Source organism: Haloferax prahovense DSM 18310, assembly GCF_000336815.1.
GTDB classification, from domain to species: domain Archaea; phylum Halobacteriota; class Halobacteria; order Halobacteriales; family Haloferacaceae; genus Haloferax; species Haloferax prahovense.
In genome coordinates this window covers 38,472-64,262 of sequence record NZ_AOLG01000010.1, presented here as the reverse complement: position 1 = coordinate 64,262, position 25,791 = coordinate 38,472, and the positions used below count along the sequence as shown (strand labels likewise).

At 67.8% G+C, this 25,791-nt stretch carries 24 protein-coding genes; 15 read left to right on the top strand and 9 right to left on the bottom strand.

The genetic code is table 11. From position 1 onward, the window contains the following. The 6 genes from mbhE to C457_RS05460 all read left to right on the top strand — a co-directional run. A partial coding sequence (mbhE, locus tag C457_RS21090; RefSeq protein WP_008092678.1) for a hydrogen gas-evolving membrane-bound hydrogenase subunit E occupies window positions 1-179 on the top strand: 179 nt, incomplete at its 5' end. Beyond that, entirely contained in the window at window positions 176-640 is a 465-nt protein-coding gene (locus C457_RS05480) for an MnhB domain-containing protein (protein WP_004977543.1), read from the top strand. The genes mbhE and C457_RS05480, both read left to right, overlap by 4 nt. Further along, a complete protein-coding gene (locus tag C457_RS05475) occupies window positions 637-996 on the top strand; it encodes a cation:proton antiporter subunit C (protein WP_008092672.1) in 360 nt (119 codons plus the stop codon). The genes C457_RS05480 and C457_RS05475 overlap by 4 nt, the downstream gene beginning before the upstream one ends. Then, the gene (locus C457_RS05470) at window positions 989-2,467 is read left to right on the top strand and encodes a monovalent cation/H+ antiporter subunit D family protein (protein WP_008092670.1); all 1,479 of its coding nucleotides are present in this window, start codon (window positions 989-991) and stop codon (window positions 2,465-2,467) included. The genes C457_RS05475 and C457_RS05470 overlap by 8 nt, the downstream gene beginning before the upstream one ends. Then, entirely contained in the window at window positions 2,468-4,183 is a 1,716-nt protein-coding gene (locus tag C457_RS05465; RefSeq protein ID WP_008092668.1) for a cation:proton antiporter, read from the top strand. Further along, window positions 4,183-5,925, top strand: a complete 1,743-nt coding sequence (locus C457_RS05460) for a Na(+)/H(+) antiporter subunit D (RefSeq protein WP_008092667.1) — start codon at window positions 4,183-4,185, stop codon at window positions 5,923-5,925. The genes C457_RS05465 and C457_RS05460 overlap by 1 nt, the downstream gene beginning before the upstream one ends. 24 nt (window positions 5,926-5,949) lie before the next feature. On the opposite strand, the gene coaBC is transcribed toward C457_RS05460, so the two are convergent. The 3 genes from coaBC to C457_RS05445 form a co-directional block, all read right to left on the bottom strand. After that, window positions 5,950-7,107: a bifunctional phosphopantothenoylcysteine decarboxylase/phosphopantothenate--cysteine ligase CoaBC gene (gene coaBC, locus C457_RS05455; protein ID WP_008092665.1), complete on the bottom strand. Its 1,158-nt coding sequence runs from the start codon at window positions 7,105-7,107 to the stop codon at window positions 5,950-5,952. Between the two features lie 87 nt (window positions 7,108-7,194). After that, window positions 7,195-7,971, bottom strand: coding sequence for an NAD(P)/FAD-dependent oxidoreductase (locus tag C457_RS05450; RefSeq protein WP_008092664.1), 777 nt, complete (start codon window positions 7,969-7,971; stop codon window positions 7,195-7,197). A gap of 81 nt (window positions 7,972-8,052) precedes the next feature. Next, on the bottom strand, window positions 8,053-9,009 hold the full coding sequence (locus C457_RS05445; protein ID WP_008092662.1) for a DUF7551 domain-containing protein: 957 nt from the start codon (window positions 9,007-9,009) through the stop codon (window positions 8,053-8,055). Window positions 9,010-9,128: 119 nt separating this feature from the next. On the opposite strand from C457_RS05445, the gene C457_RS05440 reads away from it, so the two are divergent. The 3 genes from C457_RS05440 (at window position 9,129) to C457_RS05430 (ending at window position 12,813) form a co-directional block, all read left to right on the top strand. Next, window positions 9,129-9,665 (top strand): type II toxin-antitoxin system RatA family toxin, encoded by a 537-nt coding sequence (locus C457_RS05440; RefSeq protein ID WP_008092660.1) that lies wholly within the window; start codon window positions 9,129-9,131, stop codon window positions 9,663-9,665. 85 nt (window positions 9,666-9,750) lie between these two features. Then, window positions 9,751-11,088 carry a Trk system potassium transporter TrkA gene (gene trkA / locus C457_RS05435; RefSeq protein WP_008092659.1) on the top strand — a complete coding sequence of 446 codons (1,338 nt, stop codon included), beginning with the start codon at window positions 9,751-9,753 and terminating at the stop codon, window positions 11,086-11,088. 120 nt (window positions 11,089-11,208) lie between these two features. Then, window positions 11,209-12,813 carry a TrkH family potassium uptake protein gene (locus C457_RS05430; protein ID WP_049913408.1) on the top strand — a complete coding sequence of 535 codons (1,605 nt, stop codon included), beginning with the start codon at window positions 11,209-11,211 and terminating at the stop codon, window positions 12,811-12,813. Between the two features lie 34 nt (window positions 12,814-12,847). Here the strand turns inward: C457_RS05430 and C457_RS05425 are convergent, their stop codons facing one another. Both C457_RS05425 and C457_RS05420 read right to left on the bottom strand, forming a co-directional pair. Then, the gene (locus C457_RS05425) at window positions 12,848-14,509 is read right to left on the bottom strand and encodes a TrkH family potassium uptake protein (RefSeq protein ID WP_008092655.1); all 1,662 of its coding nucleotides are present in this window, start codon (window positions 14,507-14,509) and stop codon (window positions 12,848-12,850) included. After that, complete coding sequence (locus C457_RS05420; RefSeq protein WP_008092653.1) at window positions 14,509-15,189, bottom strand: potassium channel family protein; 681 nt, start codon at window positions 15,187-15,189, stop codon at window positions 14,509-14,511. The genes C457_RS05425 and C457_RS05420 overlap by 1 nt, the downstream gene beginning before the upstream one ends. A gap of 274 nt (window positions 15,190-15,463) precedes the next feature. Here C457_RS05420 and C457_RS05415 point away from each other — a divergent pair, with 274 nt between their 5' ends. Both C457_RS05415 and C457_RS05410 read left to right on the top strand, forming a co-directional pair. Further along, window positions 15,464-16,849 carry an APC family permease gene (locus C457_RS05415; protein ID WP_049913407.1) on the top strand — a complete coding sequence of 462 codons (1,386 nt, stop codon included), beginning with the start codon at window positions 15,464-15,466 and terminating at the stop codon, window positions 16,847-16,849. An 89-nt stretch (window positions 16,850-16,938) separates the two neighbouring features. Beyond that, complete coding sequence (locus tag C457_RS05410) at window positions 16,939-17,601, top strand: potassium channel family protein (protein WP_008092649.1); 663 nt, start codon at window positions 16,939-16,941, stop codon at window positions 17,599-17,601. Between the two features lie 78 nt (window positions 17,602-17,679). Here the strand turns inward: C457_RS05410 and gatA are convergent, their stop codons facing one another. Then, entirely contained in the window at window positions 17,680-18,951 is a 1,272-nt protein-coding gene (gene gatA, locus C457_RS05405) for an Asp-tRNA(Asn)/Glu-tRNA(Gln) amidotransferase subunit GatA (protein ID WP_008092647.1), read from the bottom strand. After that, window positions 18,952-19,230: an Asp-tRNA(Asn)/Glu-tRNA(Gln) amidotransferase subunit GatC gene (gene gatC, locus C457_RS05400; RefSeq protein ID WP_008092645.1), complete on the bottom strand. Its 279-nt coding sequence runs from the start codon at window positions 19,228-19,230 to the stop codon at window positions 18,952-18,954. Between the two features lie 262 nt (window positions 19,231-19,492). Between gatC and C457_RS05395 the strand changes: the two genes are divergently transcribed. Both C457_RS05395 and C457_RS05390 read left to right on the top strand, forming a co-directional pair. Beyond that, window positions 19,493-20,449: a transcription initiation factor IIB gene (locus tag C457_RS05395; RefSeq protein WP_008092643.1), complete on the top strand. Its 957-nt coding sequence runs from the start codon at window positions 19,493-19,495 to the stop codon at window positions 20,447-20,449. 96 nt (window positions 20,450-20,545) lie between these two features. Beyond that, on the top strand, window positions 20,546-21,028 hold the full coding sequence (locus C457_RS05390; protein ID WP_008092641.1) for an NUDIX hydrolase: 483 nt from the start codon (window positions 20,546-20,548) through the stop codon (window positions 21,026-21,028). Window positions 21,029-21,063: 35 nt separating this feature from the next. Here the strand turns inward: C457_RS05390 and C457_RS05385 are convergent, their stop codons facing one another. Both C457_RS05385 and C457_RS05380 read right to left on the bottom strand, forming a co-directional pair. Then, complete coding sequence (locus C457_RS05385; RefSeq protein ID WP_008092640.1) at window positions 21,064-22,155, bottom strand: asparagine synthase C-terminal domain-containing protein; 1,092 nt, start codon at window positions 22,153-22,155, stop codon at window positions 21,064-21,066. Beyond that, window positions 22,155-22,838 (bottom strand): PHP domain-containing protein, encoded by a 684-nt coding sequence (locus C457_RS05380; RefSeq protein WP_004977563.1) that lies wholly within the window; start codon window positions 22,836-22,838, stop codon window positions 22,155-22,157. Before C457_RS05380 ends, C457_RS05385 begins: the two co-directional genes overlap by 1 nt. A 268-nt stretch (window positions 22,839-23,106) precedes the next feature. Here C457_RS05380 and C457_RS05375 point away from each other — a divergent pair, with 268 nt between their 5' ends. Both C457_RS05375 and purL read left to right on the top strand, forming a co-directional pair. After that, entirely contained in the window at window positions 23,107-23,541 is a 435-nt protein-coding gene (locus C457_RS05375; protein ID WP_049913405.1) for a CBS domain-containing protein, read from the top strand. A gap of 96 nt (window positions 23,542-23,637) precedes the next feature. Next, window positions 23,638-25,746, top strand: a complete 2,109-nt coding sequence (gene purL, locus C457_RS05370) for a phosphoribosylformylglycinamidine synthase subunit PurL (protein ID WP_008092635.1) — start codon at window positions 23,638-23,640, stop codon at window positions 25,744-25,746. Window positions 25,747-25,791: the final 45 nt, after the last annotated feature.

The following is a 25,791-nucleotide window of genomic DNA, read 5'->3' as shown; positions in this document are numbered from 1 at the left end:
AGATGTGTATAAGAGACAGGTATTACCTCGAAAACGCCTATCCGCAGACCGAAGTCGAAAACGTCGTCACGGCGATTTTGGCCGCCTACCGCGGATTCGACACGCTCGGTGAGGCCGCGGTCGTTCTCGCGGCGGGGCTCGCGGTCCTCGTCGTCCTCCGCAAGGAGGTGTACGTATGAGCGCCACGGACGGCTCTCTCAGCGCGTACGTCGAGAGTACGATTATCATGACGACGGTTCGCGTCGTCAGTCCGTTCGTGTTCACGTTCGGGCTGTTCGTCATGTTCCACGGCGCGGAGTCCGCCGGTGGCGGGTTCCAGGGCGGCGCGATTGTCGCGTCGAGCATCATCATGCTCGCGTTCGCGTTCGGTATCGAGCCGACGCGAGAGTGGCTCGACGACAGCGTCATCCGACTCCTCGTCGGCGTCGGCGCGACGACGTTCGTCGGTATCGGAATCGGTGCACTCGCGTTCGACGGGGCGTTCCTGGAGTACGCCGCCTACGGTATCAGCCACGGCGTGAAGTACGGTATCGAACTCGTCGAACTCGGTATCGGCGCAATCGTCGCGGGCGTCATCGTCTCGCTGTTCATGAACCTCGCGGGTGGCTTCAACCACGACTCCGGAGGTGACGACGCGTGATCGACCTCCTCACGACGCACTACAACTACGTCGCGAGCATCCTGCTGTTCGGTATCGGACTCTACGTCGTCATGGGCAGTCGGAACCTCGTCAAGAAGATCATCGGTATGAACATCTTCCAGGTCGGCATCTTCCTGTTTTTCGTGACGACCGGGTACGTCGACGGCGGGGCTCCGCCCGTGGTCGGCCACGGCGAAGAGGCGTTCGTGAGCCCGCTTCCGCACGTGCTCATCCTGACGGCTATCGTCGTCGGGGTCAGCCTGACGGCGGTCGCGCTCGCGCTCGTCATCCGCATCTACGACGGCTACGGTTCGCTGGACGAAGACGTCATCAAGGAGGTGCAGGTCGATGACTGACGCGCTCGTCCTCCTCGTGGTCGTCCCCATCGCCGCGTCGCTGTTCCCCGTCGTTCTCGGGGGCCGGTTCGAGCGAATCGGTTGGTTCGTCGCGGCCGCGATGGGTCTCGTCCACCTCGGACTCTCCGCGACCGTCGCGGCTCGCGTTCTCGACGTCGGCCGTATCTCGTACGCCGTCGGTGGATTCGAACCGCCGTTCGGCATCGAACTCGTCGCCGACGGCATCTCCGCGCCGCTGCTCGTGCTCGTGTCGCTTTCGACGCTCGGCGTGCTCGCCTACGCCCGCCGCGCGGGGCCGCACTCGAACGCGTTCTACAGCGAGCTCGCACTGCTCACGGCCGGCATCTCCGGCGTCTTCGCGACCGCTGACGTGTTCAACCTGTACGTCTTCCTGGAGATCACGGGGCTCGCGACCTACGCCCTCGTCGCCAGCGGTCGGTCGCCGAGCGCGGCGTTAGCGAGCCTCAAGTACCTGTTCGTCGGGACCATCGGCGCATCCCTCTACCTCCTCGGCGTCGGGTACCTCTACATCATGACGGGGACACTCAACATGGCGGACCTCACCGAGGCGGTCGCGGCGGTCGGCTACACCTCGCCGGCGATACTGACGAGCTTCGGGCTCATCGTGACGGGTCTCCTGGTCAAGGTCGCCGTCTTCCCGCTGCACACGTGGCAGCCCGGTGCCTACGCCGAGTCGCCCGACACCGTCAGCGCGTACATCTCCGCGCTCGTCTCGACGGCGGCCGGCTACGCGCTCGTCCGCATCATCTACGCGGTGTACACGACCGAGTTCCTCGACGCGGTCCCGCTCGCCAGCGACGCCCTCGTGGCGCTCGCATCGGTGAGTATCGTCGTCGGGGCGGTCCTCGCGGTCATGCAGTCCGACCTCAAACGCATGCTCGCGTACTCCTCGGTCTCGCAGTTCGGTCTGGTCGTCGCCGCAATCGGCCTCGCGAACGAGACGGCGCTCGTCGGAGCGGTCGTCCACCTCGTCGGCCACGCGGTGATGAAAGGCGGGCTGTTCCTCACCGTCGGCGTCTTCGCAACCGGCCTCGGCGTGCGGACGGTCGAGGACTTCGCGGGACTCGCCGCGAAGGCACCGGTATCGAGCGCGGCGTTCGCCGTGCTCGCCTTCTCGATGGTCGGCATCCCGCCGGCCGTCGGGTTCGTCGGGAAGTGGAACATCGTCGTCGGTGCGGTCGAAGCCGGCGCGTGGTCCGTCGCGGCCGTCGTCGTGGTGAGCACGCTGCTCACTCTCGCGTACTTCGGCCGGGTTATCGAGCGAATGTACTTCACCGCGCCCGAACCCGAGGCGGACGCCGTCTCGACCGACGGCGGAAACGACGCCGTGGAAGTGTCGTTCGGCATGCGCGCGGTCGTCGTCGCGTCGGCGGTCGCCGCAGTGGTCCTCGGCGTTCTCGGCTCCGACCTCATCGCCGTCATCCAACCGGCACTGGAGGTGTACTTTTAAATGACAGACGTTCTCTCACTGAGACCGCTCGCGGCGGTGCTAGCCGCGGCGGTCGGTATCGTCACTATCGTCGCATCGAGACGCAGCCCCAACGTCAGGGAGGGCTTTACCGTCCTTTCGGCAGTCTCCGCGCTGGGCATCGTCGCCAGCATGGTTCCGGGGGTCCTCAACGGGACGACGTACGTCACCGACCTCGGGACGTTCGTCCCCGGGGTTCGGTTCGTCCTCCGAGCCGACCCGCTCGGGATGATATTCGCCCTGCTCGCGAGTCTCCTGTGGCTCATCACGAGCTTCTACAGCATCGGCTACATGCGCGGGCTGGACGAACACGCCCAGACGCGCTACTTCGCGGCGTTCGCGGCGAGCGTCAGCGCCGCCCTCGGCGTCGCGTTCGCCTCGAACCTCATCGTCCTGTACGTCTTCTACGAGCTGTTGACGGTGGCGACGTATCCGCTCGTCACGCACGACGAGACCGAGGAGGCCCGAAAGGCCGGTCGGAAGTACCTCGCGTACACCTTCGGTGGCGGGGTCGCCGCCCTGGCCGGGACGGCGCTCGTGTTCTTGACGACCGGAACCGTCGAGTTCTCCGCCGGCGGCATCGCCGCGCTCGCGAATGCCGACCCGGTCGTCGCGCGGGCCGCGTTCGCGCTGCTCGTCACGGGATTCGGCGTGAAGGCCGCGCTCATGCCGGTCCACTCGTGGCTCCCCGACGCGATGGTCGCCCCGACGCCCGTCTCCGGGTTGCTCCACGCCGTGGCGGTCGTCAAAAGCGGCGTGTTCGGTATCGCACGCGTCATCCTCGACGTGTACGGTCCCGACGCAGTCGGCTCGCTCGGAGTCGGCCTCCCGCTCGCCGCGGTCGCCGCGTTCACCATCGTCGTCGCGAGTATCATCGCACTCCGACAGGACAACCTCAAACGGCGGCTGGCGTACTCGACGGTCAGCCAGCTCTCGTACATCGTTCTCGGATTGGCCTTGCTCCACCCCGCGGCGCTCGTCGGTGGCCTGCTCCACATCCCCGCCCACGCGTTCATGAAGCTCACCCTGTTCTTCTGTGCGGGCGTGATTCACGTCGAGACGCACACCGACGATATCAGCGACATGGCGGGAATCGGCCGGCGGATGCCGCTGACGATGATCGCGTTCACCGTCGCGAGCCTCGGGATGGCCGGCCTGCCGCTGGTCGCCGGGTTCGTCAGCAAGTGGTACCTCCTCATCGGGAGCATCGAGACGGGACAGACGGTCTTCGTGTTCGTGCTCTTGGCGTCCGGCCTGTTGAATATCGGCTACTTCTGGCCGATCATCTACCAGGCGTTCTTCCAGACGCCGGAGGACTCGGACGCGAAACCGCTCATCGAGTTCCCCATCGGCGGCGTGCGGGCAGTCACCGACGGCGGGTCGAAAGACTCGGTCGCCGAGGGTGAGCAGTACGCCGTCGACCGGAATCCGAGCGACCACGTCGCCGTGGCCGACGGCCAGGCCGACCACGACGCCGCGACCGACGGCGAGGCCGACCACGGCCACGACCACCACGGCGGCCCGCCGGCCGGCGGGTGGGAACGTCGTCGACTCGGCACCGAGAGCACGTGGTTCATGATGGCCCCGATTACGATTGCCGCGGCCGGGGCTATCGTCCTCGGGGTCGTTCCCCAGACGGCGGTGTTCCTCGCGCTCGTCCAGCGCGTCGTCGCCGACGTGACGGGGGTGGTGTTCTGATGTCTACAGCCACACTCCTGCCGCCGGCGTTCGTCGTGCTCGCGGTCGCGCTCGTCATGCCGTTCGTCTCGCGTCGGGTCGGGCACGCCCTGGGCGTGCTCTCGACCGGCGGGGTGGCCGTCTGGTCGCTTCTCGCGCCCGCCGGCGCACACCTGCCGGTGACGTTCCTCGGCTTCGACGCCGTGTTGTTCAACGTCGACGAGTTCTCCCGGTTGATGGGGATTATCTTCGGCCTCATCGGCGCGGCGGCCGTCCTCTACTCGTACTCGTCGTCCGCGCGGAACATCCAGACGGCCTACGCCCTCGGCTACGTCGGGACGAGCCTCGGCGCGGTCTTCGCCGGCGACTGGCTCACCATGGTGTTCTTCTGGGAACTCATGGCGGTCACGAGCACGCTTCTCGTCTGGGACTACGGCGGCGAAGCGGTGCGCGCGGGCTACCGCTACGCGATTGCCCACGGACTCGGCGGCAGCCTGCTCATGGGCGCTATCGTCTGGCACTACGTCGAGGTGGGGTCGTTCCTCTTCTCGGCGACCGGCGGTATCGCGGCCGGCGTTCCAGCCGCGCTCGCGGCGCTCGGTATCGGCGTCAACGTCGGATACGTCGGGTTGCACACGTGGCTTCCCGACACGTATCCGCGTCCCCACTTCGCCGCGAGCGTCTTCCTGTCGGTCTACACGACGAAGACCGGGGTTTACGGCCTCGCTCGCGCGTTCCCCGACGGGAACCTCGCAATCGCGTACATGGGGACCGCGATGGCCGTCGTCGGCGTCGGCTACGCGCTCATGCAAAACGACATGCGGCGGCTCCTGGCGTACCACATCCAGTCGCAGGTCGGGTACATGGTCGCCGGCGTCGGCATCGGCACGGCGCTCGCGACCGCCGGCGCGTTCGCACACGTCTACAACCACATCCTCTACAAGGCGCTGTTGTTCATGACCGCCGGCGTCGTCCTCTCGCGGACCGGCGAAGAGAATCTCAAGTACCTGGGGAACCTCCGCGGGGCGTTGCCGGCGACCGCGCTCGCGTTCACCGTCGCCGCCCTCTCGATTAGCGGCTTCCCCGGCTTCAACGGGTTCGTCAGCAAGGGCATGATTACCGCCGCCGCCCACAAGGAGCATCTGGACGGCATTTTCTATCTCCTCCTCGCCGGGGGCGTCGGAACGTTCATGTCGTTCATCAAGTTCGGCTACTACGCGTTCTTCCGGGATGCGGACCGCGACTGGTCGCTCGACCGCGCCGGGACGGGCCAGTCGGTCGCGATGCTCGGCGTCGCGGGGCTCTGTGTCGCCTTCGGGCTGTACCCCGACGCGCTGTTCGCGATACTGCCCGGAAGCACCGCCGACGCGCACCCCTTCACGCTCAGCCACCTCGGCGAAGGGTTCGCGCTCGCCGTTCTCGGGGTCGTCGGCTTCGTGGTCGTGAAGAAACCGCTCTCGAAGGTCGGAGACGTGCCGGACGTCGACGCCGTGTTGAATCCCGCTGTCTTCTACGGCACCCGCGCGCTGGTTCGCGGCTCGACCGGTCTCTTCGCCGCCGTCGACCGCGCCGTCTCGACCGCGTCCTACGACGTCGCGGGCGCGATTGCGAATCCGTACCCCGCGTTGCGCCGAATCGCCGGCGGTCTCGGCCGGACCGAGGCGGACTCGATTACCGTCGGGAGCCTTCGCGCGACGATTGCGACGAGTATCGCACTCGTCGTGTTGATACTCGGCGGCGTGCTCGTCGGACTACTCGCGTAGTCCCGAGCCGGCCCGGGTCGTTTTTCACGAGAGTTCCGTTTTCAGTTCGACAGCGATGCGCGCGCCGAGTCCGTCTTTCGACCCGACGTACTCGCTCGTCTCGTCGGTGCGGACGACGAGCGCGCGGGTCTCGGACTCGCCCATGACGGAGGCGTCGTTGGCGACGACGAACGCGAGGCCGACGCGGTCCATGATGCGGCGGGCCTCGCCGACCATCGCCTCGTCGTCGCCGGTCGTCTCGGCTTTGAAGCCGACGATGGTGAGGTCGGGATGCGCCTCGCGGACCGCGTCGATGAGCTTCGGCGCGGGTTCGAGGTCGAGCGTGCGCGCCTCGCCGGAGCGAATCTTCTCGTTGGCCGCCTCGACGGTGAAATCGGAGATGGCGGCCGCGGAGACGAGCGCGTCGGCGTCGGCGTCGACCGCGGCCTCGACGGCGTCCAGCATCTCGGCCGCCGACTCAACGGCGAGCACGTCGGCGTAGTGTACGTCGTCGCCGTCGTGGACGAGCGTCACGTCCGCGCCGCGAATCGCGAGCGCGCGGGCGACGGCTCGACCCGTGCGACCGGAGGCGCGGTTCGAGAGGGTTCGAATGGGGTCGATGGATTCAGTCGTCGCGCCGGCGGTGACGACGACCGACTTCCCGGCGAGCGTCTGTTCGGTCGTCGCCGTCGCCACGCCGGTGACGATGGCTTCCTCGGTGGCGATTTTCGCCTTCCCCTCCTCGATGCGCGGGTCGACGAACTCCACGCCCCACGACTGCACCCGCTCGATGGCGTCGAGGACGCCGGGGTGGTCGTACATGGGCTCGTGCATCGCGGGTGCGACGACGACCGGGACGCCCGCGCCGATGGCGGTGGTCGCGGTGGTCGTCACGGGGGAGTCGTCGACGGCGGCGGCTATCTTGCCGACCGTGTTGGCGGTCGCGGGCGCGACGAGGAACACGTCGGCCCAGCCGTCGCGGCCGCAGAGTTCGACGTGTTCGACGCGGCCGGTAATCTCGGTCACGACGTCGTTGTCGGTGGCGAACTCGACCGCCCACGGGTGGATGATTCCCGTCGCGGCGTCGGTCATCACCGTGCGGACCGACGCGCCCCGCCGCCGGAGTTCGTGCGCTAACTCGACGACTTTCACGGCCGCGATACTCCCCGTCACCCCGAGCGCGACGTTCACACCTTCGAGCATTCACTCGTCTCTGCGCCCGCTATCGGTTAAAAGGATTCGCGTCCGCGCGGGGTGGTCTCGGACCGCACCCGCGCGAATCGGAGTCGGTTATTCGTCGAGTCGCCCGAGTTCGTCGTCGACGAGACTCGGGTGGGTGCGCTGGGGCTCGTCGTGCGGTTCGGCGAAGAACTCGCGCATGACCTCGCGGGACTCGCGCTCGCGGGACTCGCGCTCGTCGGCGTCTATCTCCTCGCAGGCCGGCGGCACCTCGCGGCCGCGGTCGGTGAAGTAGCCGGCCGGCGCGACCCAGTCGTTGTAGAACGCCGTCCCCGAGTCGTGGACCAGCGTGATGGCCGTCTCCGCGGCGTCGCCGGCGGCGACGACCGCCTGGTGGTAAATCTCGGTCAGTCGCCCCGCGGCGTAGATGCCGGGGACGGCGGTCCGGCCGAGGTCGTCCACGTCGACGTAGGTCTTCGACCCGGCGGCGCGGAGGTCGACGCCCGTGTCTTCGAGGTACGACGCGTCGGACCACGACGCCGCGACGACCCGCGACGCCTCGACGGTGTCTTCGCCGTCGTCGGTCTCGACGGTCGCGCGGAACAGCGGGTCGTCGTCGCCGAGCACGTCGAGTTCGGTGACCCGGCCCGTCAGTCGGTCCGCGCCGTTTCGGTCGGCCTGTTCGGAGAGCAGGTCGGTGAACAGTCGGCTGTTGACGCCCGCCGGGAATCCGGGGACGTTTTCGAGGTGGGCGTTTCGGCGAACGATCGGCTCGCCGTCGTTGACGACGAGGGTGTCGAGGCCGGCGCGCGCGAGGTACGTCGCGGCGGTGAGGCCAGCGACGCCGCCGCCGACGACGAGCGCGTCTCGTGGATTCGTCTCGCTCATGCCGTGCGATAGCTCAGCGGCGAGTAAAACCGTGCGGATGTCGCCGAAGTCTGCCGAATCCCGTGTCGCGCGAGGCGCGCGCTACCGCCCCAGCGACGCGCTCGGGTCGTTGAGCCAGCGGTTCTCGGCCGCCTCGACGCTGACGAGCCCCGCGGAGTCGCCTTCCGGGGTCATCCGGACGCGAAGCCGCCAGCGACCGTCCGAGAGCGCCTCGCCGTCGATGAAGCGCACCGCCCGCCCGGGCGTCCGGCGGAGGAGCGACACGGCGATGGGGAGCGTCGGAATCCGGCCGGTCCGCTCCGCGAGCGCGTAGTCGCCGAACGTGAGTTCCCACGTCCGAGAGCTGTCGTCGCCGTCGGTCCGAGCGTCGGTACGGGCGTCGGCTTCGGACATCCCGCCGGCCCCGACATCGGCTCCGGCGTCGGGAATCGGCCGCACCGAGTAGCCCTCGACGAAGCCGGCCGTTTCGAGGTGCCCGAGCGTCGCGTCAACCGGGTTCGGCGTCGCAGTCGGGCAAAACAGGTCCGCGGCCGCCTCGACGACCGCCCGCTGCTCGGCGGGCGAGAGGCGGACGTCCAGTTCGCTCATCAGGCTCCACACCAAGGTGAGACAGAAGTCGTCGTGGTCGTCGACGACCTCGGCCAGCGTGAGGTACGTCTCCATCGCGGCGGTCTCGGCCTCCCGGTGGCCGAGTTCCGACAGCGCCTCGAACAGCGCGCCCGCGGTGTCGTGACAGAAGGCACTGTAGCGGGTGTAGTCGTCTTCCGACCCCGCTGCGGCCGACCGAGGCAGTCCCTTCGACACCTCGTACACCTGCGGGTCGTCGTACGGGATGTTCGGGTCGTATCGCCGAAGCGCCGCCCGGTAGTCCCTCGTCAGTTCCGCGGCCTCCCCGGCGGTGCGCCGGTCCGGAAACCGCCGGCCCGTCGCGGCACCGGGCTCCGAGCCCGTGCGACCGCACACTATCGCGTAGTCGCCGTCGGGACGCGCCAGCGACCGAATCTCGGCTCTGACGTCCCGAAGCGTCCCCCCCACCATCTCGGCTCTATGTCGAGACACCGGCCGATTATAGGTTGCGATTGCGACGGCTGTCGGTCCCGCGGGAACGGGCGACGCGGCCCACAAGGCTTTGGTCCCGCCGACCCCATTCGACGCTCGTGGACGAGATAGCCGTCAGCACCGTCGTCTACCTGCCCCCCGAGGACATATACGAGTTTCTCGTGGACTTCCCGCGGTACGCCGACTACTCGAAGCATCTGCGAGACGTGCGACAGTCGGGCGACGGGTCGCCGGGCACGCGGTACGCCCTGTACTTTTCGTGGTGGAAGCTCACCTACACCGCCGAGTCGAAGGTGACGGACGTCACCCCGCCGACGCGCATCGACTGGACCATCACCAAGGACGTACACGCCGTCGGCCGCTGGCGGGTGGAGGAGCTCGACGACCTGCCCGACGAGGCCCCGTCGGACGCCGACACCGCCTGTCGCGTCTTCTTCGAGGTCGAGTACGACCCCGACAGCGTCTCCGCGGGCGACATCGACCTCCCGCGGTTCGTCTCGCTGGGCTGGGTCATCGACAAACTCCGACCGGTGCTCCAGAAGGAGGCCGAGCGAATCGTCGAGCGAATCGTCGCCGACATCGAGGGGCGGCCGCGGCGCGTTGAACTCACGATACACGCGAAACCGGGGCCGTGAGAGACGATGAGCGGGAGATTCGAGAAGGGAAATGCACATACGCGCCCGCAGTCCAACTCAGGGGTATGACAGGGGCTGGTCTCTGGTGCGCGTGATAATCATCGGTGCCGGACAGGTCGGGTCGTCCATCGCGGCCGACCTCGACGAGACCCACGAGGTCGTCGTCATCGACTGCGACCCGGAGCGCGTCGACGAACTGAACTACTCGCTCGACGTGCTGGCGCTCCACGGCGACGGAACCTCCGTGGACACGCTCGAAGAGGCCGACGTGGAGCGCGCCGACATGGTCATCGCCTCGACCGACGACGACGAGACGAACATCGTCGCCTGCGCGACCGCCAAGGCCATCTCGGACGCCTTCACCATCGCCCGCGTCAAGAACACGGAGTACCTCCGGACGTGGCAGCGCTCCGAGAAGGCGTTCGGCATCGACTTCATGGTCTGTACGAACCTGCTCGCCGCGGAGTCCATCGTCCGCGTCGTCGGCCTCCCCGCCGCCCGCGACGTGGACCCCTTCGCGGGCGGGCAGGTCCAGATGGCCGAGTTCGAAGTCGACGAGGAGAGCCCCGTCGCCAACCAGACCGTGAGCGAGGCCGACCGGTTCGACTCGCTGACCTTCGCGGCCATCCTCCGTGACGGCGAGGTCACCATCCCCCGCGGCGACTCCGTCATCGGCCCCGGCGACCGCGTCGTCGTCATCGGCAGCCCCAAGAGCGTTCAGGGGTTCGCAAGCTCCGTTTCGCCGGACGAACCGCCGGGCACCGCGGAGGAAGTCGTCATCGTCGGCGGGAGCGAAATCGGCTATCACGTCGCCCGCCTCCTCGAAGAGCGCGGCTTCAAGCCCAGACTCATCGAGCACGACCCAGACCGCGCCCGCGAACTCGCGGAGATGCTCCCCGGGACCATCGTCATGGAGAGCGACGCGACCGACGTGGACTTCCTCGAACGCGAGCACATCGGCGACGCCGACCTGCTCGTCTCGGCGCTCGACTCCGACGAGAAGAACCTGCTCGTGTCGCTTCTCGCCGCCCGCCTCGGCGTCGAACGCACCGTCGCCGTCATCGACACGACGCCGTACGTGGACCTGTTCGAGGCTGTCGGCGTCGACGTGGGCGTCAGCCCGCGCGAGGTCGTCGCCGAGGAGATAACGCGGTTCACCCGCGAGGGCGGCGCGGAGAATGTCGCGCTCATCGAGTCGAACAAGGCCGAGGTGCTGGAAATCGAAATCGACGCCGAGAGCGTCCTCGCCGGCAAGCCGATTCGGGAGTCGGTCGCGACGCTCCCCGAGGGCGTCGTCATCGGCGCGATAACCCGCCGCCGCGAGTTCATCACTCCCCGCGGCGACACCGTCATCGAACCCGGCGACCACGTCGTCGTCTTCGTCGATAGCTGCGTCATCGACGACGTGGCACCCAACCTGTAACTCGGTCCGTCGCCGCACGGCCCCCGTTCTGCTCCGAAAATCCGACCCCGTCACGCCGTCACGTGCCCGACCGCGAACCCGAACAGGGAAGAACCCGGCGCTCGGTACGTTAGTCCACGGATGAAATTGCGGGTCGATTACAGAGCCAGCCTGCGTCTCGTGGGGACCGTCCTGAAGTATCTCGCCGTCCCCCTTTGCTTCCCGCTCGTGGTCGCGCTGTACTACGGTGAGTCGGTGCTCCCGTTCGTCGTCACGATGGCCGTCACGGTCCTCGTCGGCGCGGGGCTCGAACGGCTCGCCGACGACCCCGACATCGGGGCCCGCGAGGGGTTCCTGATGGTCGCGGTGACGTGGTTGGCCGTCACGATAGTCGGTGCGATTCCGTTTCTCATCGAGGCCCACGGCATCCCCTTCGTCGCGTCTCCCATCCACCCCGAATCGACCCTCGGCAACCCGGTGAACGCGCTGTTCGAGACGATGAGTGGGTTCACCACGACCGGGGCGACGGTGCTCGGCGACATCTCGTTTAACTCGCACACCCGCGGCATCATGATGTGGCGACAGCTCACCCAGTGGCTCGGCGGGATGGGTATCGTCGTCCTCGCGGTCGCCATCCTCCCCGAACTCTCCGTCGGCGGCGCACAACTGATGGACGCGGAAGCGCCCGGCCCCGGCATCGAGAAGCTCACCCCGCGCATCGCCGAGACGGCCCGGGCGCTCTGGGGCGCGTACCTCGGTCTCACCGTCCTCGAAATCGTCCTCCTCTACGGCCTGTACGTCACCGGCAACGCCCCGAACATGGACGTGTACAACGCCATCGCCCACGGGCTGACGACGATGCCGACCGGCGGGTTCTCCCCAGAGGCCCGAAGCATCGAGGCGTTCTCCGCGGCCGCGCAGTGGGTCATCATCCCGTTCATGGTCGCCGCCGGCACCAACTTCGCGCTGTTCTGGCACGTGCTGACCGGCGAGCCGAAGCGGCTCTTCCGCGACACCGAGTTCAAGTCCTACCTCGGCGTTATCGGCGTCATCTCGGCTATCCTCGCGGCGATGCTCTTCCTCGGTGACGGCCTCATGTCCGTCGCGCCCGCGGGCGAAACCTACGACCAACTCTACCTCGAAGGCATCCGCACGGCCATCATCGGAAACGTCGAGCCGGCGGTCCGCCAGTCGGTGTTTCAGGTCGTCTCCATCGTCACAACGACCGGCTACGCCAGCATCGACTTCAACGCGTGGAGCGCACCGACCCAGTACGGCCTCCTATTCGCGATGTTCATCGGCGGCTCCGGGGGGTCGACCGGCGGGGCGATTAAAATCGTCCGCTGGTACGTCATCGTGAAATCGCTCCGCAGAGAGCTGTTCACGACGTCCCACCCCGAGGCGGTCCGCCCGGTCAGGCTCGCGGGCCGCGCGGTCGACGAACGGGCCATCCGCGGCATCTACGCCTTCACGCTCCTGTACCTCGTGCTCTTTTTCGTCTCGACCGGTCTGCTCCATCTCGACGCCGCGCGAACCGGCTTCGACGTGAGCATCCTCGAGACCATGAGCGCCGTCGCCGCGACCCTCGGGAACGTCGGGCCGGGCTTCGGCGTCGTCGGTCCGATGGGGAGCTATCTCGACTTCTCCAACGGCTCGAAACTGTACATGGTGCTTCTCATGTGGGTGGGGCGACTGGAGATTCTCCCCGTGTTGGTCATCTTCACGCCGGAGTACTGGCGGCGATAGCGCCGGAAAAACAGAAGTCAGTGCCCGTTTTTCGTCAGGGGTTCAACCCGTAGATGACCGAGCGAGCGAACACCAACACCGGGATGATTTCGAGGCGGCCGACCCACATGTTAAAGAGGAACATCGTCTCCGCCCACGGATTCATCCACGGGCCGGTGATGCCCGTCGAGATGCCGACGTTCCCCTGCGCGGACGCGACTTCGAACAGCGCGTCGGCGTAGGTGAACTCCGGCCCGGCGAGGTTCACGAGGAGGACGCTCGACCCGACGAGCAGCAGCAGCCAGAGCATCGAGACGATGGCCGCCTCGGAGAACTCGCGGTCCATCTCGGTCCGCGAGAGTCGGCGGCCGTTCATCTCGATGTTGACAATCGCGCTCTCGGGGAGGAAGACGCGGGAGAACTGCCAGCGGATGCCGCGGGAAATGGTGTAACCGCGGATGATTTTGATGCCGCCGACGGTCGACCCGGCGGCCCCGCCGAGGGTCATCGCCCCCGACAGCAGAATCTTCCCGCCGTCTGACCACTCGCCGAGCGGCGCGGCCTGAAAGCCGGTGCAGGTGAGCGCACTCACCCAGTGGAACGCGGCGTCGCGGACGGCGTCCGACTCCGGCCCGCCGACGACGCCCGAGAGGCCGAAGTAGTCGGCGGTCGCGACGAACGCGGACCCCGCGGTCGCGGGGAGACTGACGAGGTTCTGGACGGCCAGCGCGACCGCGCCGACCGCGAAGAGGACGAGAAGCCAGCGCGTCTGGAGGTCGCCCCAGAGGCGGTCGATGTCGCGGTTCTTCAGGATGGCGTAGTGGACGGGGAAGGCGATTGCCCCCAGCGCCATGATGGGGAGCAGCACCGTCTCGATGAGCGGCGAGTCGTACGTCCCGATGGAGCCGTCGGTGACGGCGAACCCGCCGGTCGACAGGCCGGTCATCGCGTGGTTGAGCGCCTGCCACGCGACTTCCCACAGCGGGAGCGCGGCCCCGTAGTCGCTGGCGCGGATGGCGAAAAAGAGGACGACCACCGAGAAGAGCGTGTAGGCGACGAAAATCTTCCACACCGTCCGAACCGTCGAGACGACGCTCGGGTGAATCTTCTCCTCTCTGGCCTCGCCGCGGTAGAGCGCGTAGCTCCCGCTGCCGGGCCGCGAGAGGATGGAGACCGTGAGGACGATGACGCCCACGCCGCCGACCCATTGGATGAGCGAGCGCCACCACTGAATCGTCCGCGGGAGCGACGGCTCGTGGATGCCCATCGTGAGTCCGCTGCCGGTCCACCCGCTCATGCTCTCGAACAGGGCGTGTAAGGGGTCGCGGAAGTAGACGAGGCTCGACTGGGCGTAGTCGACCCCGGCGGGAACGAGCGCCGTGAACACGCTCTGCGGGGCGAAGTGCGCCGTGAGGAAGAAGGGAAGCGACCCGAAGGCGGCGGTGGCGAACCAGCCCGCGGCTGCGATTATCATCCCGTGTTTCATGCGGGGCGCGGGGGCGTCTTCGAACGCCTTCCGCGCGCCCAGCCCGACGAACGCCGTCGCGCCCCCGGCGACGAGGAACGCGATGGCGGCGTACCACTCGCCGAAGCCGACCGCGACGAGGACCGACGCGGTCATCAGCGCCGACTCCATGGCGAGGAGCGAGCCCACGTCGCGCCCGATGACCGCGAGGTCGGCGGGCCATCCCGAGACGGTTCGTCCGCGGCGGGGCATCAGTGGTCCTCGTAGTGGCCGAACACGTCGGTCACGTCGGGCGTCGCACCCTTCGCGGAGTAGACCGTCAGGAGGTCACCCGCGCCGATGGTCGTGTTTCCGCGGGGCGTCACGGGGTCGTCGTCGCCCTCGCGCTCGATAGCGACGATGAGGGTGTCGCCGTCGAGGAGGTTCTCCTGGGCCGCCTCCTGAATCGTCATCCCCGTTATCGGCGCGTCCTCGTCGACGCGGATTTCGAACACTTCGGCGTGCTCGCCGATGCGCATGTAATCGACGATGGAGGGGCGTTTGACCGCCCGGTAGAGGTACTCCGCGATGAGCCGCTGGGGGTTCTCCATCGTGTTGACGCCGATTTGGCGGTAGAGGCTCATGTGCTCGGGGTTGTGGACGACGGAGACGATGTCGGGGATGTTGAGTTCCTTCGCCAGGAGGCAGACCATGATGTTGGTCGCGTCCTTGTCCGTCGTCGTGATGATGGCGTCGGCGCGGTCCGCACCGGCCTCGTCGAGCGTCTGTTTGACCGTGGCGTCGTCGTTGAGGACGAGACAGTCGAACGTCGCGGCGGCCGCCTCGGCCTTCGCCTCGTCGCGCTCGACGACGACGACCTCGTTGCCGCCCTCGGTGGCGATTTCGATGAGCGGCGTACCGATGTTGCCCGCACCGACGACGATGATGTACATGACGTTCCGGCGTGCGCATCGGCTGGTGGAAAATCTGTCGGCATGTCGTTTCGTTGTTCAAACGAGAACTTTCCGCGCAAACAGCTACCGAACTCGGCGTCGACGCGTGTTCGGTCACCCTACTGGATGATAAACTGAGCGTTTGTCCAGCCCGAACGCGCGTCTATGGCGTCTCGGTCGGGGTGGTGGACCGGATATTTATCAACAGATATGGTATATGTGGACACATGACGGCCCCAGCCAGTCGGTCCCGCGACCAAGCGAGGGTCCACCCGTGAGTCACTCTGGCGGGCGCGAACCGACGGTGAGTCTCAGTCTGCTCGACGCGACGATGGTCGGAATCGGCGCGATGATCGGCGCGGGAATCTTCGTGTTGACGGGGCTCGCAGTCGAGATCTCCGGCCCGGCGGCCATCGTCGCGTTCGCCCTCAACGGCGGCGTGACGACCTTCACGGCGCTTTCGTACGCCGAGCTCGCGGCCGCGATTCCGCGAAACGGCGGCGGGTACGCGTACGTCCGTGAGGTGTTTTCCGCACCCGTCGCCTTCGTCATGGGGTGGACGCGGTGGTTCACGTACATGATTGCGGGGTCGCTGTACGCGCTCGGGTTCGCCTCGAACTTCGTCGAGTTCGGGCACATCTACGGCTACCCCCTTCCGGGGCCGCCGGTCCTGTACGCGCTCGGGGCCGTCGTGACGCTCGTGGCGCTCAACGCCCTCTCGACGGAAGCCTCGGGACGGGGCGAGACAGCCATCACGCTACTCAAAATCGCCATCCTCGGCGTGTTCGTCGCGTTCGGTCTCACGGCTGCGGACGCGGGGGAGTTCGACCCGCTTTTCACCGAGGGAGCGCTGTCGGTCCTCCCCGCGATGGGGCTGACGTTCATCGCGTTTCAGGGATACGACCTCATCGCCACCGTCACCGAGGAAGTCGAGAACCCGCAGGTAAACATCCCGCGGGCAATCCTCCTCTCGGTCGCCGTCACCGTGGTCGTCTACCTGTTCGTCGTCTTCGTCGCCATCGGGACGCTCGGCGCGGACGGGCTCGCCGGCGCGGGCGAGACGGCAATCGCGCAGGCGGCGGAGGGTTTCATGCCGACGTTCCCGATCGTCGGAACGGGCGCGGCGCTCATCGCCTTCGGGGCGGTCTTTTCGACCATCTCGGCGCTCAACGCGGTCGTCATCGGGTCGTCGCGAGTGGCGTTCGCCATGGGCCGCGAACGACAGTTGCCCGCCCGCCTCGGCCGGTTCCACCACCGGTACGGGACACCGCTCGTCGCCATTCTCGCGTCGGCCGTGGTGATGCTCGTCGCCGTCCTCGTCGTTCCCATCCGCATCGTCGGGAATCTGGCGAGTCTGTTCTCGCTTCTGGGGTTCATCATCGTCAACTACGCGTTGATTCGGCTTCGGCGGCGACAGCCGAACCTACAGCGACCTTTCGAAGTGCCGCTGTACCCCGTCACTCCGGTCCTCGGCATCGTCTGTAACGTGCTTTTGGCCCTCTTTATCGACTGGTTCACCTGGGTGCTGGCCATCGGCTGGCTCGTCGTCGGCGGCGGCGTCTACCTCCTCTTGTCGAGGCGCGACGACGTCGGCCCGGCGGGACCACCCGAGATTCAGGAGCCGGAGCCGATTGACCCGGCGGAGGGAGCCGACGACTGACCGACGAATCGACCCGAGAGTCCGAAGACTACCCGCCGACGAAACACCACACCGAGACGACTACTACACGCCGACACCAATTCACACGCATGCCCGACCCAGTAACACACGATTTACGCGTCGTCGTCGCCGGCGGGGGAGAGTTGGGCCTTCGGACGGCCGAACTCCTCTCCGACCGGGGCCACGACGTGGTCATCGTCGAAGCGGACCCGGACCGAATCCCGGACGTCGCCGACAAGTACATCGCCACCGTCATCGAGGGGGACGCCTCCCGCCCGGAGATACTCAGACAGGCCCAACCCGAGCGGAGCGACGTGGTGGCCGCACTCACCGACGACGAGTCGACCAATTTCGCCATCTGCCTGGCCGCTCAGCGGATGTCGGACGTTCGGACCGTCATGCGAATCACCGGGACGCCGGACGAACTCTACGAGGAGTTCGTGGACGGACTCGTCTTCCCAGAGCGACTCGGCGCGCGGGCGGCGACCAACGAAATCGCGAACGGCGGCGTTCGAACTATCGAAGACATCGGTGGCAACGTCGAAATCGTGGAGGTCGAAGTCGCCGAAGACGCGCCCGTCGCCGGCAAGCGACTCGACGAGGTTCGGCTCCCACAGGGGAGTCTCATCATCGTCGACTATCAGGGGAACCGAATCGGCGGCCCCGACACCGTCCTCGAAGCCGGTCACCGCTACGTGCTCGGCGTCGAGTCGGACGTGGCCGACGAAGTGATGAATCTGTTTCGGGGATAGTCCACCGACGACGACGACCGACGACGCGGAACCGAGCGACTCGATCGGCGCTCGGTGCCGTGAAAAGTCGTGCCCGTGTTAGTTCTCGACCGCGGACGCGGCGCGGACGATGGTCTCCTCGCCGAACTTCGGGCCGATGAGCTGGAGGCCGACCGGGAGACCGTCGGTCTCGCCCGCCGGCACCGAGATGGCGGGGAGGTTCGCGAGGTTCACCGGCACGGTGTTCGCGTCGGCGAGGTACATCTGCAGCGGGTCGTCGAGGCTCTCGCCGAGTTCGAACGGCGGGACCGGCATCGTCGGCGACGCGACCACGTCCACGTCCTCGAACGCCTCGTCGAAGTCCTGTTTGACCCACGCGCGGGCGTCCTGGGCCTTCGCGTAGTACTTGTCGTGGTAGCCCGCAGAGAGGGCGTACGTGCCGAGGAGGATGCGGCGCTTGACCTCGGAGCCGAAGCCGTCTTCGCGAGCGCGGGCGAACGCCTCGTTCCAGTTGCCGTCGTAACCGCCGGACTTGCCGTAGCGGACCCCGTCGAAGCGGGCGAGGTTCGACGACGCCTCGGACATGGCGATGACGTAGTAGGCGGCGACGGCCTTCTCGACGGAGGGCATGCTGACCTCGCGGTACTCCGCGCCCTGCGCTTCGAGTTCGTCGAGCGCGGCCCAGAACGCCGCTTCGACGCCCTCGTCCGCGCCCTCGACGAACTCGGTCGGGACGCCGATGGTGAGGCCGTCCACGTCGCCGTCGGCGGCCGCGGCGTAGTTCGAGTCGGCACCGGCGTCGCGGGTCGTGCCGTCTCGGTCGTCGGGGCCGGCGATGACGTCGAGGAGCGCGGCGGCGTCCTCGACGGTCGGCGCGATGGGGCCGATCTGTTCGAGGGAGTTCGCGTAGGCGACGAGGCCGTACCGCGAGACGAGGCCGTAGGTCGGCTTGATGCCGACGACGCCGCAGAACGCGGCGGGACAACGGATGGAGCCACCCGTATCGGTGCCGAGCGCGAGGTCGGCCTCGCCGGCGGCGACGGCGGCCGCGGAGCCACCGGAGGAGCCGCCGGGGACGCGGGACTCGTCGACGGGGTTCTTCGTCGGGCCGAACGCCGAGGTCTCGGTCGTCGTCCCCATGCCGAACTCGTCCATGTTGGCCTTGCCGACGATGGTCGCGCCGGCGCCCTTCAGGAGTTCGACGACGGTCGCGTCGTACGGCGGGACGTAGTCTTCGAGCATCGCGGAGCCGCAGGTCGTCCGCAGCCCCTCCGTGGAGATGTTGTCCTTGACGGCGACCGTCTTGCCGGCCAGCGGGCCGTCGTCGGAGCCGTCGAGCGTCTCTTTCGTGATGAAGGCGTTCAGCGACATCTACGACACCCGCGGGCCCTTGAAGAAGCCGTCTTCGGTCTCTGCGGCGTTCGAGAGCGCCTCCTCTTGGGAGAGGCCGTCGCGGACCTCGTCGGGGCGCATCACGTTCACCAGTTCGTCCTCGCGGTCGACTTCGGGGACCTCGTCGAGGGCGTCGAAGTAGCCGAGGATGTCCGCGAACTGCGCCGCGAACTCCTCGACCTCGTCCTCGTCGAGGTCGACCCGCGCCAACTCGGCGACGTGTCGAACCTCGTCGGCGTCGACGGGCGTATCGCTCATGTATCGGAGGTGACGGAGACCGGGAGTAAGAGTTTCGGTGTGGGTCGTTTCGTCCGGTCCCCGGTGCGGACCCGCCCGGTCGAGGCCACCGACGAGGCGGCCGAGATTGACCGTGCGAACTCAGCCCATTCCGTCCTTCTGCCGCCGTCAGATATAAGTAACGAGGGTCGATACGAATAGACGGAGAACGACCGTTCCCAGTTGCTTCTCTCGCACACAAATGACAGAAAGTGTCCGACGTTTCACGACCGGCAACGCGCGCGTGCGCAATGAGAATACGAAAGATACCGAACAGACCGACGCTGAGCGGGAGCAGACGCGCTCGTGTCCCGAGTGCGGCTCGGAGAGTCTCGTCGCCGACTCCGAACACGGCGAGACGGTCTGCGAGGACTGCGGCCTCGTCGTGGAGGAAAACGAGATAGACCACGGCCCCGAGTGGCGCGCGTTCAACTCCTCGGAGAAAGACCAGAAGTCCCGCGTCGGCGCGCCCACGACGAACATGATGCACGACAAGGGGCTGTCGACCAACATCGGCTGGCAGAACAAAGACGCCTACGGGCGCTCGCTGTCGTCCCGCCAACGCGAGAAGATGCAGCGACTTCGCACGTGGAACGAGCGGTTCCGCACCCGCGACTCCAAGGAGCGCAACCTCAAGCAGGCGCTCGGCGAAATCGACCGCATGGCCTCCGCGCTCGGCCTCCCGGACAACGTCCGCGAGACCGCCTCGGTCATCTATCGCCGCGCGCTCGACGACGACCTGCTCCCCGGCCGCTCCATCGAGGGCGTCGCCACGTCGGCGCTGTACGCCGCCGCTCGCATGGCCGACACTCCGCGGTCGCTCGACGAGATTACGAGCGTCTCGCGCGTCGAGAAGGACGAAATCGCCCGCACCTACCGCTACGTCGTCCGCGAGCTGAAGCTCGAAATCAAGCCCGCCGACCCCGAGCAGTACGTCCCGCGGTTCGCCAGCGAACTCGGCCTCTCCGACGAGTCCGAGCGACGCGCGCGCCAACTCTTGAAGAACGCCAAAGAACAGGGTGTCCACTCCGGCAAGTCGCCGGTCGGCCTCGCCGCCGCCGCCGTCTACGCGGCCTCGCTTCTCACCAACGAGAAGGTGACGCAAAACGAGGTCTCCGAGGTCGCCAACATCTCGGAAGTCACCATCCGCAACCGCTACCACGAACTCCTCGAAGCCGAAGAGCAGGTCCAACTGCCCTAACCCGGCCGGGCCGCTCGGTTCGCGCCGCCGCGTCTCGCTCCGCTTCGTTTCGTCTCGTTTCGCAACAGCCATGCCGCTCGCTCCGGAGCCACAGCCATGGAGACGACGCGACACTTCACCTCGACCGTGTACATCGTCAACGACGGCGCGGTGGCCCTCCACCGACACGAGCGCCTCGGCATCCGCATCCCGCCGGGCGGCCACGTCGACCGCGACGAACTCCCCCACGAGGCCGGCCTGCGCGAGGTCCGCGAGGAGACGGGCCTCGACCCGGAACTCGTCGACGACACGCCGACCGTCCCCGCGCCCGACGGTCGGGCGCTCCCACAACCCCGCCAGCAGATGCTCTACGACATCAACGTCCACGGCGACGGCTCGGTCGGCCACCAGCACATCGACCACATCTTCTACGCCCGCGTGGACTCCCGCGACATCGACCCCGCGTCGGGCGAGGCCGACCCCGAGGTCTGGTCGTGGTACGACGAGTCGGACCTCCGCGAGAGCGACCTCGACCCCGACACGGTGCAGTTCGCCCTGGAGGCCATCGAGGTCGTACGCGGCGACGAAACCGAAAACTGAGTCGAACAGAGGCGACGAGACCGACAGGACCCGGCCTACTCCACGAGCGATTCGACGTACCGCTGGACGTGGTTCTCCATCCGTCGCTTGAACCCCGCCTGTCGCGCGAGCCGGTCGAGTTCGCGCGAGGCGTAGGTCCCGTACTGGACCGCCTTCTTGTCCGCTTCCGCGACCGACTCGGGGAGCACGCCGCTCGCGGCCTCCCTGAGCGCGACCTTCCGCCGGTCGCCGTCGACGAGTAACGCGCCGGGAAGCGGGAGCGCCGCCGAGACTACGCGGTCGTGGAGCAACGGCGCGACGGGCTCGACCCCGGCGGCGCGGAGGACGAGCAGGTCGCGTTCGAGCTGGTCGGGGAGCGTGAGAATCATCTCGCGGGCGGCCCCGCGGACGGTTTCGGCCTCGACGCGCGGGTCGTCGGGAGCCTTCTGGACTTTGGCGTAGCCGCCGAACAGTTCGTCCGCGCCCTGCCCGACCGCGAGGCGGTCGTAGCCGTCTTCGGCGACTTGCTCAGCGAGTAGATACAGCGGGAGGACGATTTGCACGTCCATCGGGTTCGTCCGCCCGAGCGCGGCGACGATTTCCGGAACGGCGCGTTCGAGCGCCTCGTGAGTGAGTTCGACAACGGCGAGGTCGCGGTCCATCGCGGCGGCGGCCTCGCGGGCGGCGGCGACGTCGTGGGAGCCCTCGAAGCCGGCGACGTAACAGGGGGTGTCAGGCACGCCGGCCGCGACGACCGCGGAGTCGACGCCGCCCGAGAAGGCCACGGCGAGACCGTCGTCGTCGACCGACCGAACCGAATCGAAGACCGCGTCGCGGACGCGCTCGAGCGCGGCGTCGCGATCGGTGGCTGCCGGCGGGTCGGGGAGCGACCAGACGCGTTCGTCGTCGCCGGCGGCTTCACCGGCCGTCTCGCGGGCGTGACCGGCGGGGACGGCGACCGGGTCGTCGAGGTCGCGGTGGTCGAACGACCACCGCTCTGGGTCGTCGCGTTCGGTGAAGAGGGGCTGACGACCGAGCACGTCGCGGACGAGTCGGCCGTCGAGTTCGCCCGCGAAGCCCGCGGTTCCGGGGAGCGGGTCGCGCTCGGCGAGGGCGCGTCGGACGAGGTCGGGGGAAGCGCCGCGCATCAAAAGAGGTCCGTCAGGGCGTGTTTCAGGCGTCGGGTCGCGCCGCCCGCGGCCTGCCGGAACGAGATGCGCCACGGGGTCTTGTTGCCGACGACGCTGGTTCGCCCCTCGGCGACGGCCGAGAGGATGGCGTCCGCGCTTCGGGTGTCGGTGCCGACCTCGGTGACGGCCTGTCCGACCATCTCCGCGATGTGAGCGTCGCTCCCGGCCGTCATCGGGAGGTTCCGCCGCTTGGCGAACCGCTCGGCGCGCTGGTTTGCGATGCCGGTGAGGAGCCGCGAGTTGTAGATTTCGATGGCGTCGGCGCTGGCGAGTTGCGCGCTGGAGATGTGCGGAGCGACGCCGTGACGCGACTTCTGGAAGGGGTGCGGGACGACGGCGATACCGCCGGCGTCGTGGATGCGGTCGAGCGTCTCGTCGTACGACAACCCCGCTGGAATCAGTTCCTCGACACCGAGCGCGAGGACGTGACCCGCGGCGCAGGTGACTTCCATCCCGGGGATGCCGACCAGTCCGTAGTCGGCCGCGAGTTCCGCGGCTTCGAGGCTGGCGTCTATCTCGTCGTGGTCGGTCACGGCGAGGGCGTCCAAGCCGACCGCGACCGCCTGTTCGAGGAGGTACTCGATTGGGTCCCGCCCGTCGTAGGACAGAGACGAATGCGAGTGCAACTCGACCGATAACACACCGTCTCCTAACGATGGAGGCTAAAAAAGCGCCCCGGTCCCGGTGTGATTGGCGTGTGTACCTCACGCAGGGTTTCCGGTGGGGTATCGGGCACGCCGCCCGTTGATGACGCCGACGCGAGAGACCGTCCGCGTCCGCAGACACTCCGCGCGCGCCGACATACCGCCAAAACTGGTCGAAATGTAAGAATACAGAAATAATATCGCGGGCGACGAACTCCACGGACGGTGGCGCACCCGCACCGCGCGGCTCCACCGGGTGAGAGAGATGACCGTACGAGACATCGCACGACCGAGAGACGAACTGGTGACAGCGAGGGAAGACACGCCGATTCGAGAGCTGGCGAAGCTGATGGAGGACCGAAAGGTCGGTTCGGTCGTCGTCGCTGACGGCGACGACATACAGGGTATCGTGACTGACCGAGACATCGCGCTCAAGTGCGTCGCCGCCGGCGGCGACACGAACGGGATGACGGCGAGAGACGCGATGACCGAGCGACCGTTCACCGTCGACGCCGACGTGGGCGTCTTCGACCTGTTCCGGCAGATGCGGGAACACGGCGTCCGGCGCGCGCCGATAACCGACGGCGGCAGGCTGACGGGTATCGTCACGATGGACGACCTGCTCGTGTTGCTCCAAGACGAGATGCACGAGCTGACGGAGATAATCCGCGCCGAGTCGCCGCCGTACACGCCCGCGTGAGTCGGATGCGGGCGACGACGGCGGCTCCGACCACATTTTACGCACGTTCGTGCACATAGAAAGGGTTTACAATGTGCGTTCTGACCATACCAGTGAATGACGCTTTCCGACGCGGACCGCGACCTCGTCGTCGCCGAACTCGGTCGAGACCCGACGCCGGCCGAGGAGATACTCTTCGAAAACCTCTGGAGCGAACACTGCGCCTACCGGTCGTCTCGCCCGCTTCTGTCGGCGTTCGACTCGGAGGGCGACCAGGTCGTCATCGGTCCCGGTGACGACGCCGCGGTCGTCGCTCTGGACGACGACACCTACATCACGCTCGGTATCGAGAGCCACAACCACCCCTCCTACGTCGACCCCTACGACGGCGCGGCCACGGGCGTCGGCGGCATCGTCCGCGACACCCTCTCGATGGGCGCATACCCCATCGCGCTGGCCGACTGCCTCTACTTCGGCGACTTCGACCGCGAGCACTCGCGGTACCTCCTCGACGGCGTCGTCGAGGGCATCGCCGACTACGGCAACGCCATCGGTGTCCCGACCGTGACCGGCTCGACCTCGTTCCACGAGAACTACGAGGGCAATCCGCTCGTCAACGTCGCCTGCGTCGGCCTCCTCTCGGCCGATCGCCTCGTCACGGCCGAAGCGCAGAAGGCCGGCAACAAACTCGTTCTCGTCGGCAGTTCGACCGGCCGCGACGGTCTCGGCGGCGCGTCCTTCGCCAGCGAGGACCTCGCGGAGGACGCCGAAACCGAAGACCGGCCCGCGGTGCAGGTCGGCGACCCCTACACGGAGAAACTGCTCATCGAGTGCAACGAGGCGCTCATCGACGAGGACCTCGTCGAGTCCGCCCGCGACCTCGGGGCCGCCGGTCTCGGCGGCGCGTCCTCCGAACTCGTCGCCAAGGGCGGTTTCGGCGCGGAAATCGACCTCGAGAAGGTCCACCAGCGCGAGCCGAACATGAACGCCTTCGAGATTCTCCTCTCGGAGTCCCAAGAGCGCATGTGCTACGAGGTGACCCCCGAGAACGTCGAGCGCGTGCAGGAACTCGCCGCGCGCTTCGACCTCGGCAGCGCCGTCATCGGCGAGGTCGCCGAGGGCAACTACGTCTGTACCTTCGACGGCGAACCCGTCGTCGACGTGCCGCCGGAGTTCCTCGCTGAGGGCGCGCCGATGAACGACCTCGACTCGGTCGAACCCGAGTCGGCGGCGCGCGACCTACCCGCGTTCGACCTCTCCGAGGCGTTCGAGGCGGTCGTCTCCGACCCCAACACGGCGTCGAAGCGCTGGGTCTACCGCCAGTACGACCACGAGGTCGGCCTGCGGACCGCCCGACGCCCCGGCGACGACGCGGCGCTCCTCGACGTGCCCGAGGCCGACACGAAACTCGCGTTCACCGGCGGCGCGGACCCCAACTGGACGACCGCCGCGCCCTACGACGGCGCGCGCGCGGTCGCCTTCGAGAACGCGACCAACCTCGCCGCGAAAGGCGCGTCGCCCCTCGCGACCGTCGACTGCCTCAACGGCGGCAACCCCGAGAAGCCCGACGTGTACGGCGGCTTCAAGGGCATCGTCGACGGCCTCGCCGACATGTGCCGGGCGCTTTCGGTCCCGGTCGTCGGCGGCAACGTCTCGCTGTACAACGACTCCGTCTCCGGCCCGATTCCGCCGACGCCGACGTTGGCGATGGTGGGTAAGGCCGACGGCTCCTCGCCCGGCCTCTCGCTCTCGGGCGAGGGCGACCTGTTCCTCGTCGGCCACTCCGGCGGGGCGCTCGGCGGCTCGGCGGTCCTCGAACACGCCGGCGGCTCCGACGCCTTCCCGGCGCTCCCCGAGGACGCCGACGCCGCGACGGCGGTTGAGACGATTCAGGCCGTCGCCGCGGACGACGCCACGGTCGCGGTCCACGACGTGAGCCACGGCGGCCTCGCGGTCGCGCTGGCCGAGATGGTCACAGACGAGGTCGGCGCGGACGTGTCCGTCGACGACTACGTCTCGCTGTTCGAGGAGACGCCCGGTCGCGTCGTCGTCGAGACGACCGACGAGGCCGCGCTCCGCGACCTCGTGGGCGACGTGCCCGTGGTCGAACTCGGAACGACGACCGACGACGCGACGCTCTCGGTCGCGGTCGACGGCGACGAGGCCGCCTACGACGCGGCCGACATCGCCGACCTGCGCGACGTGCTGGCTCGCGAACTCGACTGAACCGAAAGCTAAACTGAAAAGGCGCGGTGCCGCGTCACGCCGCTT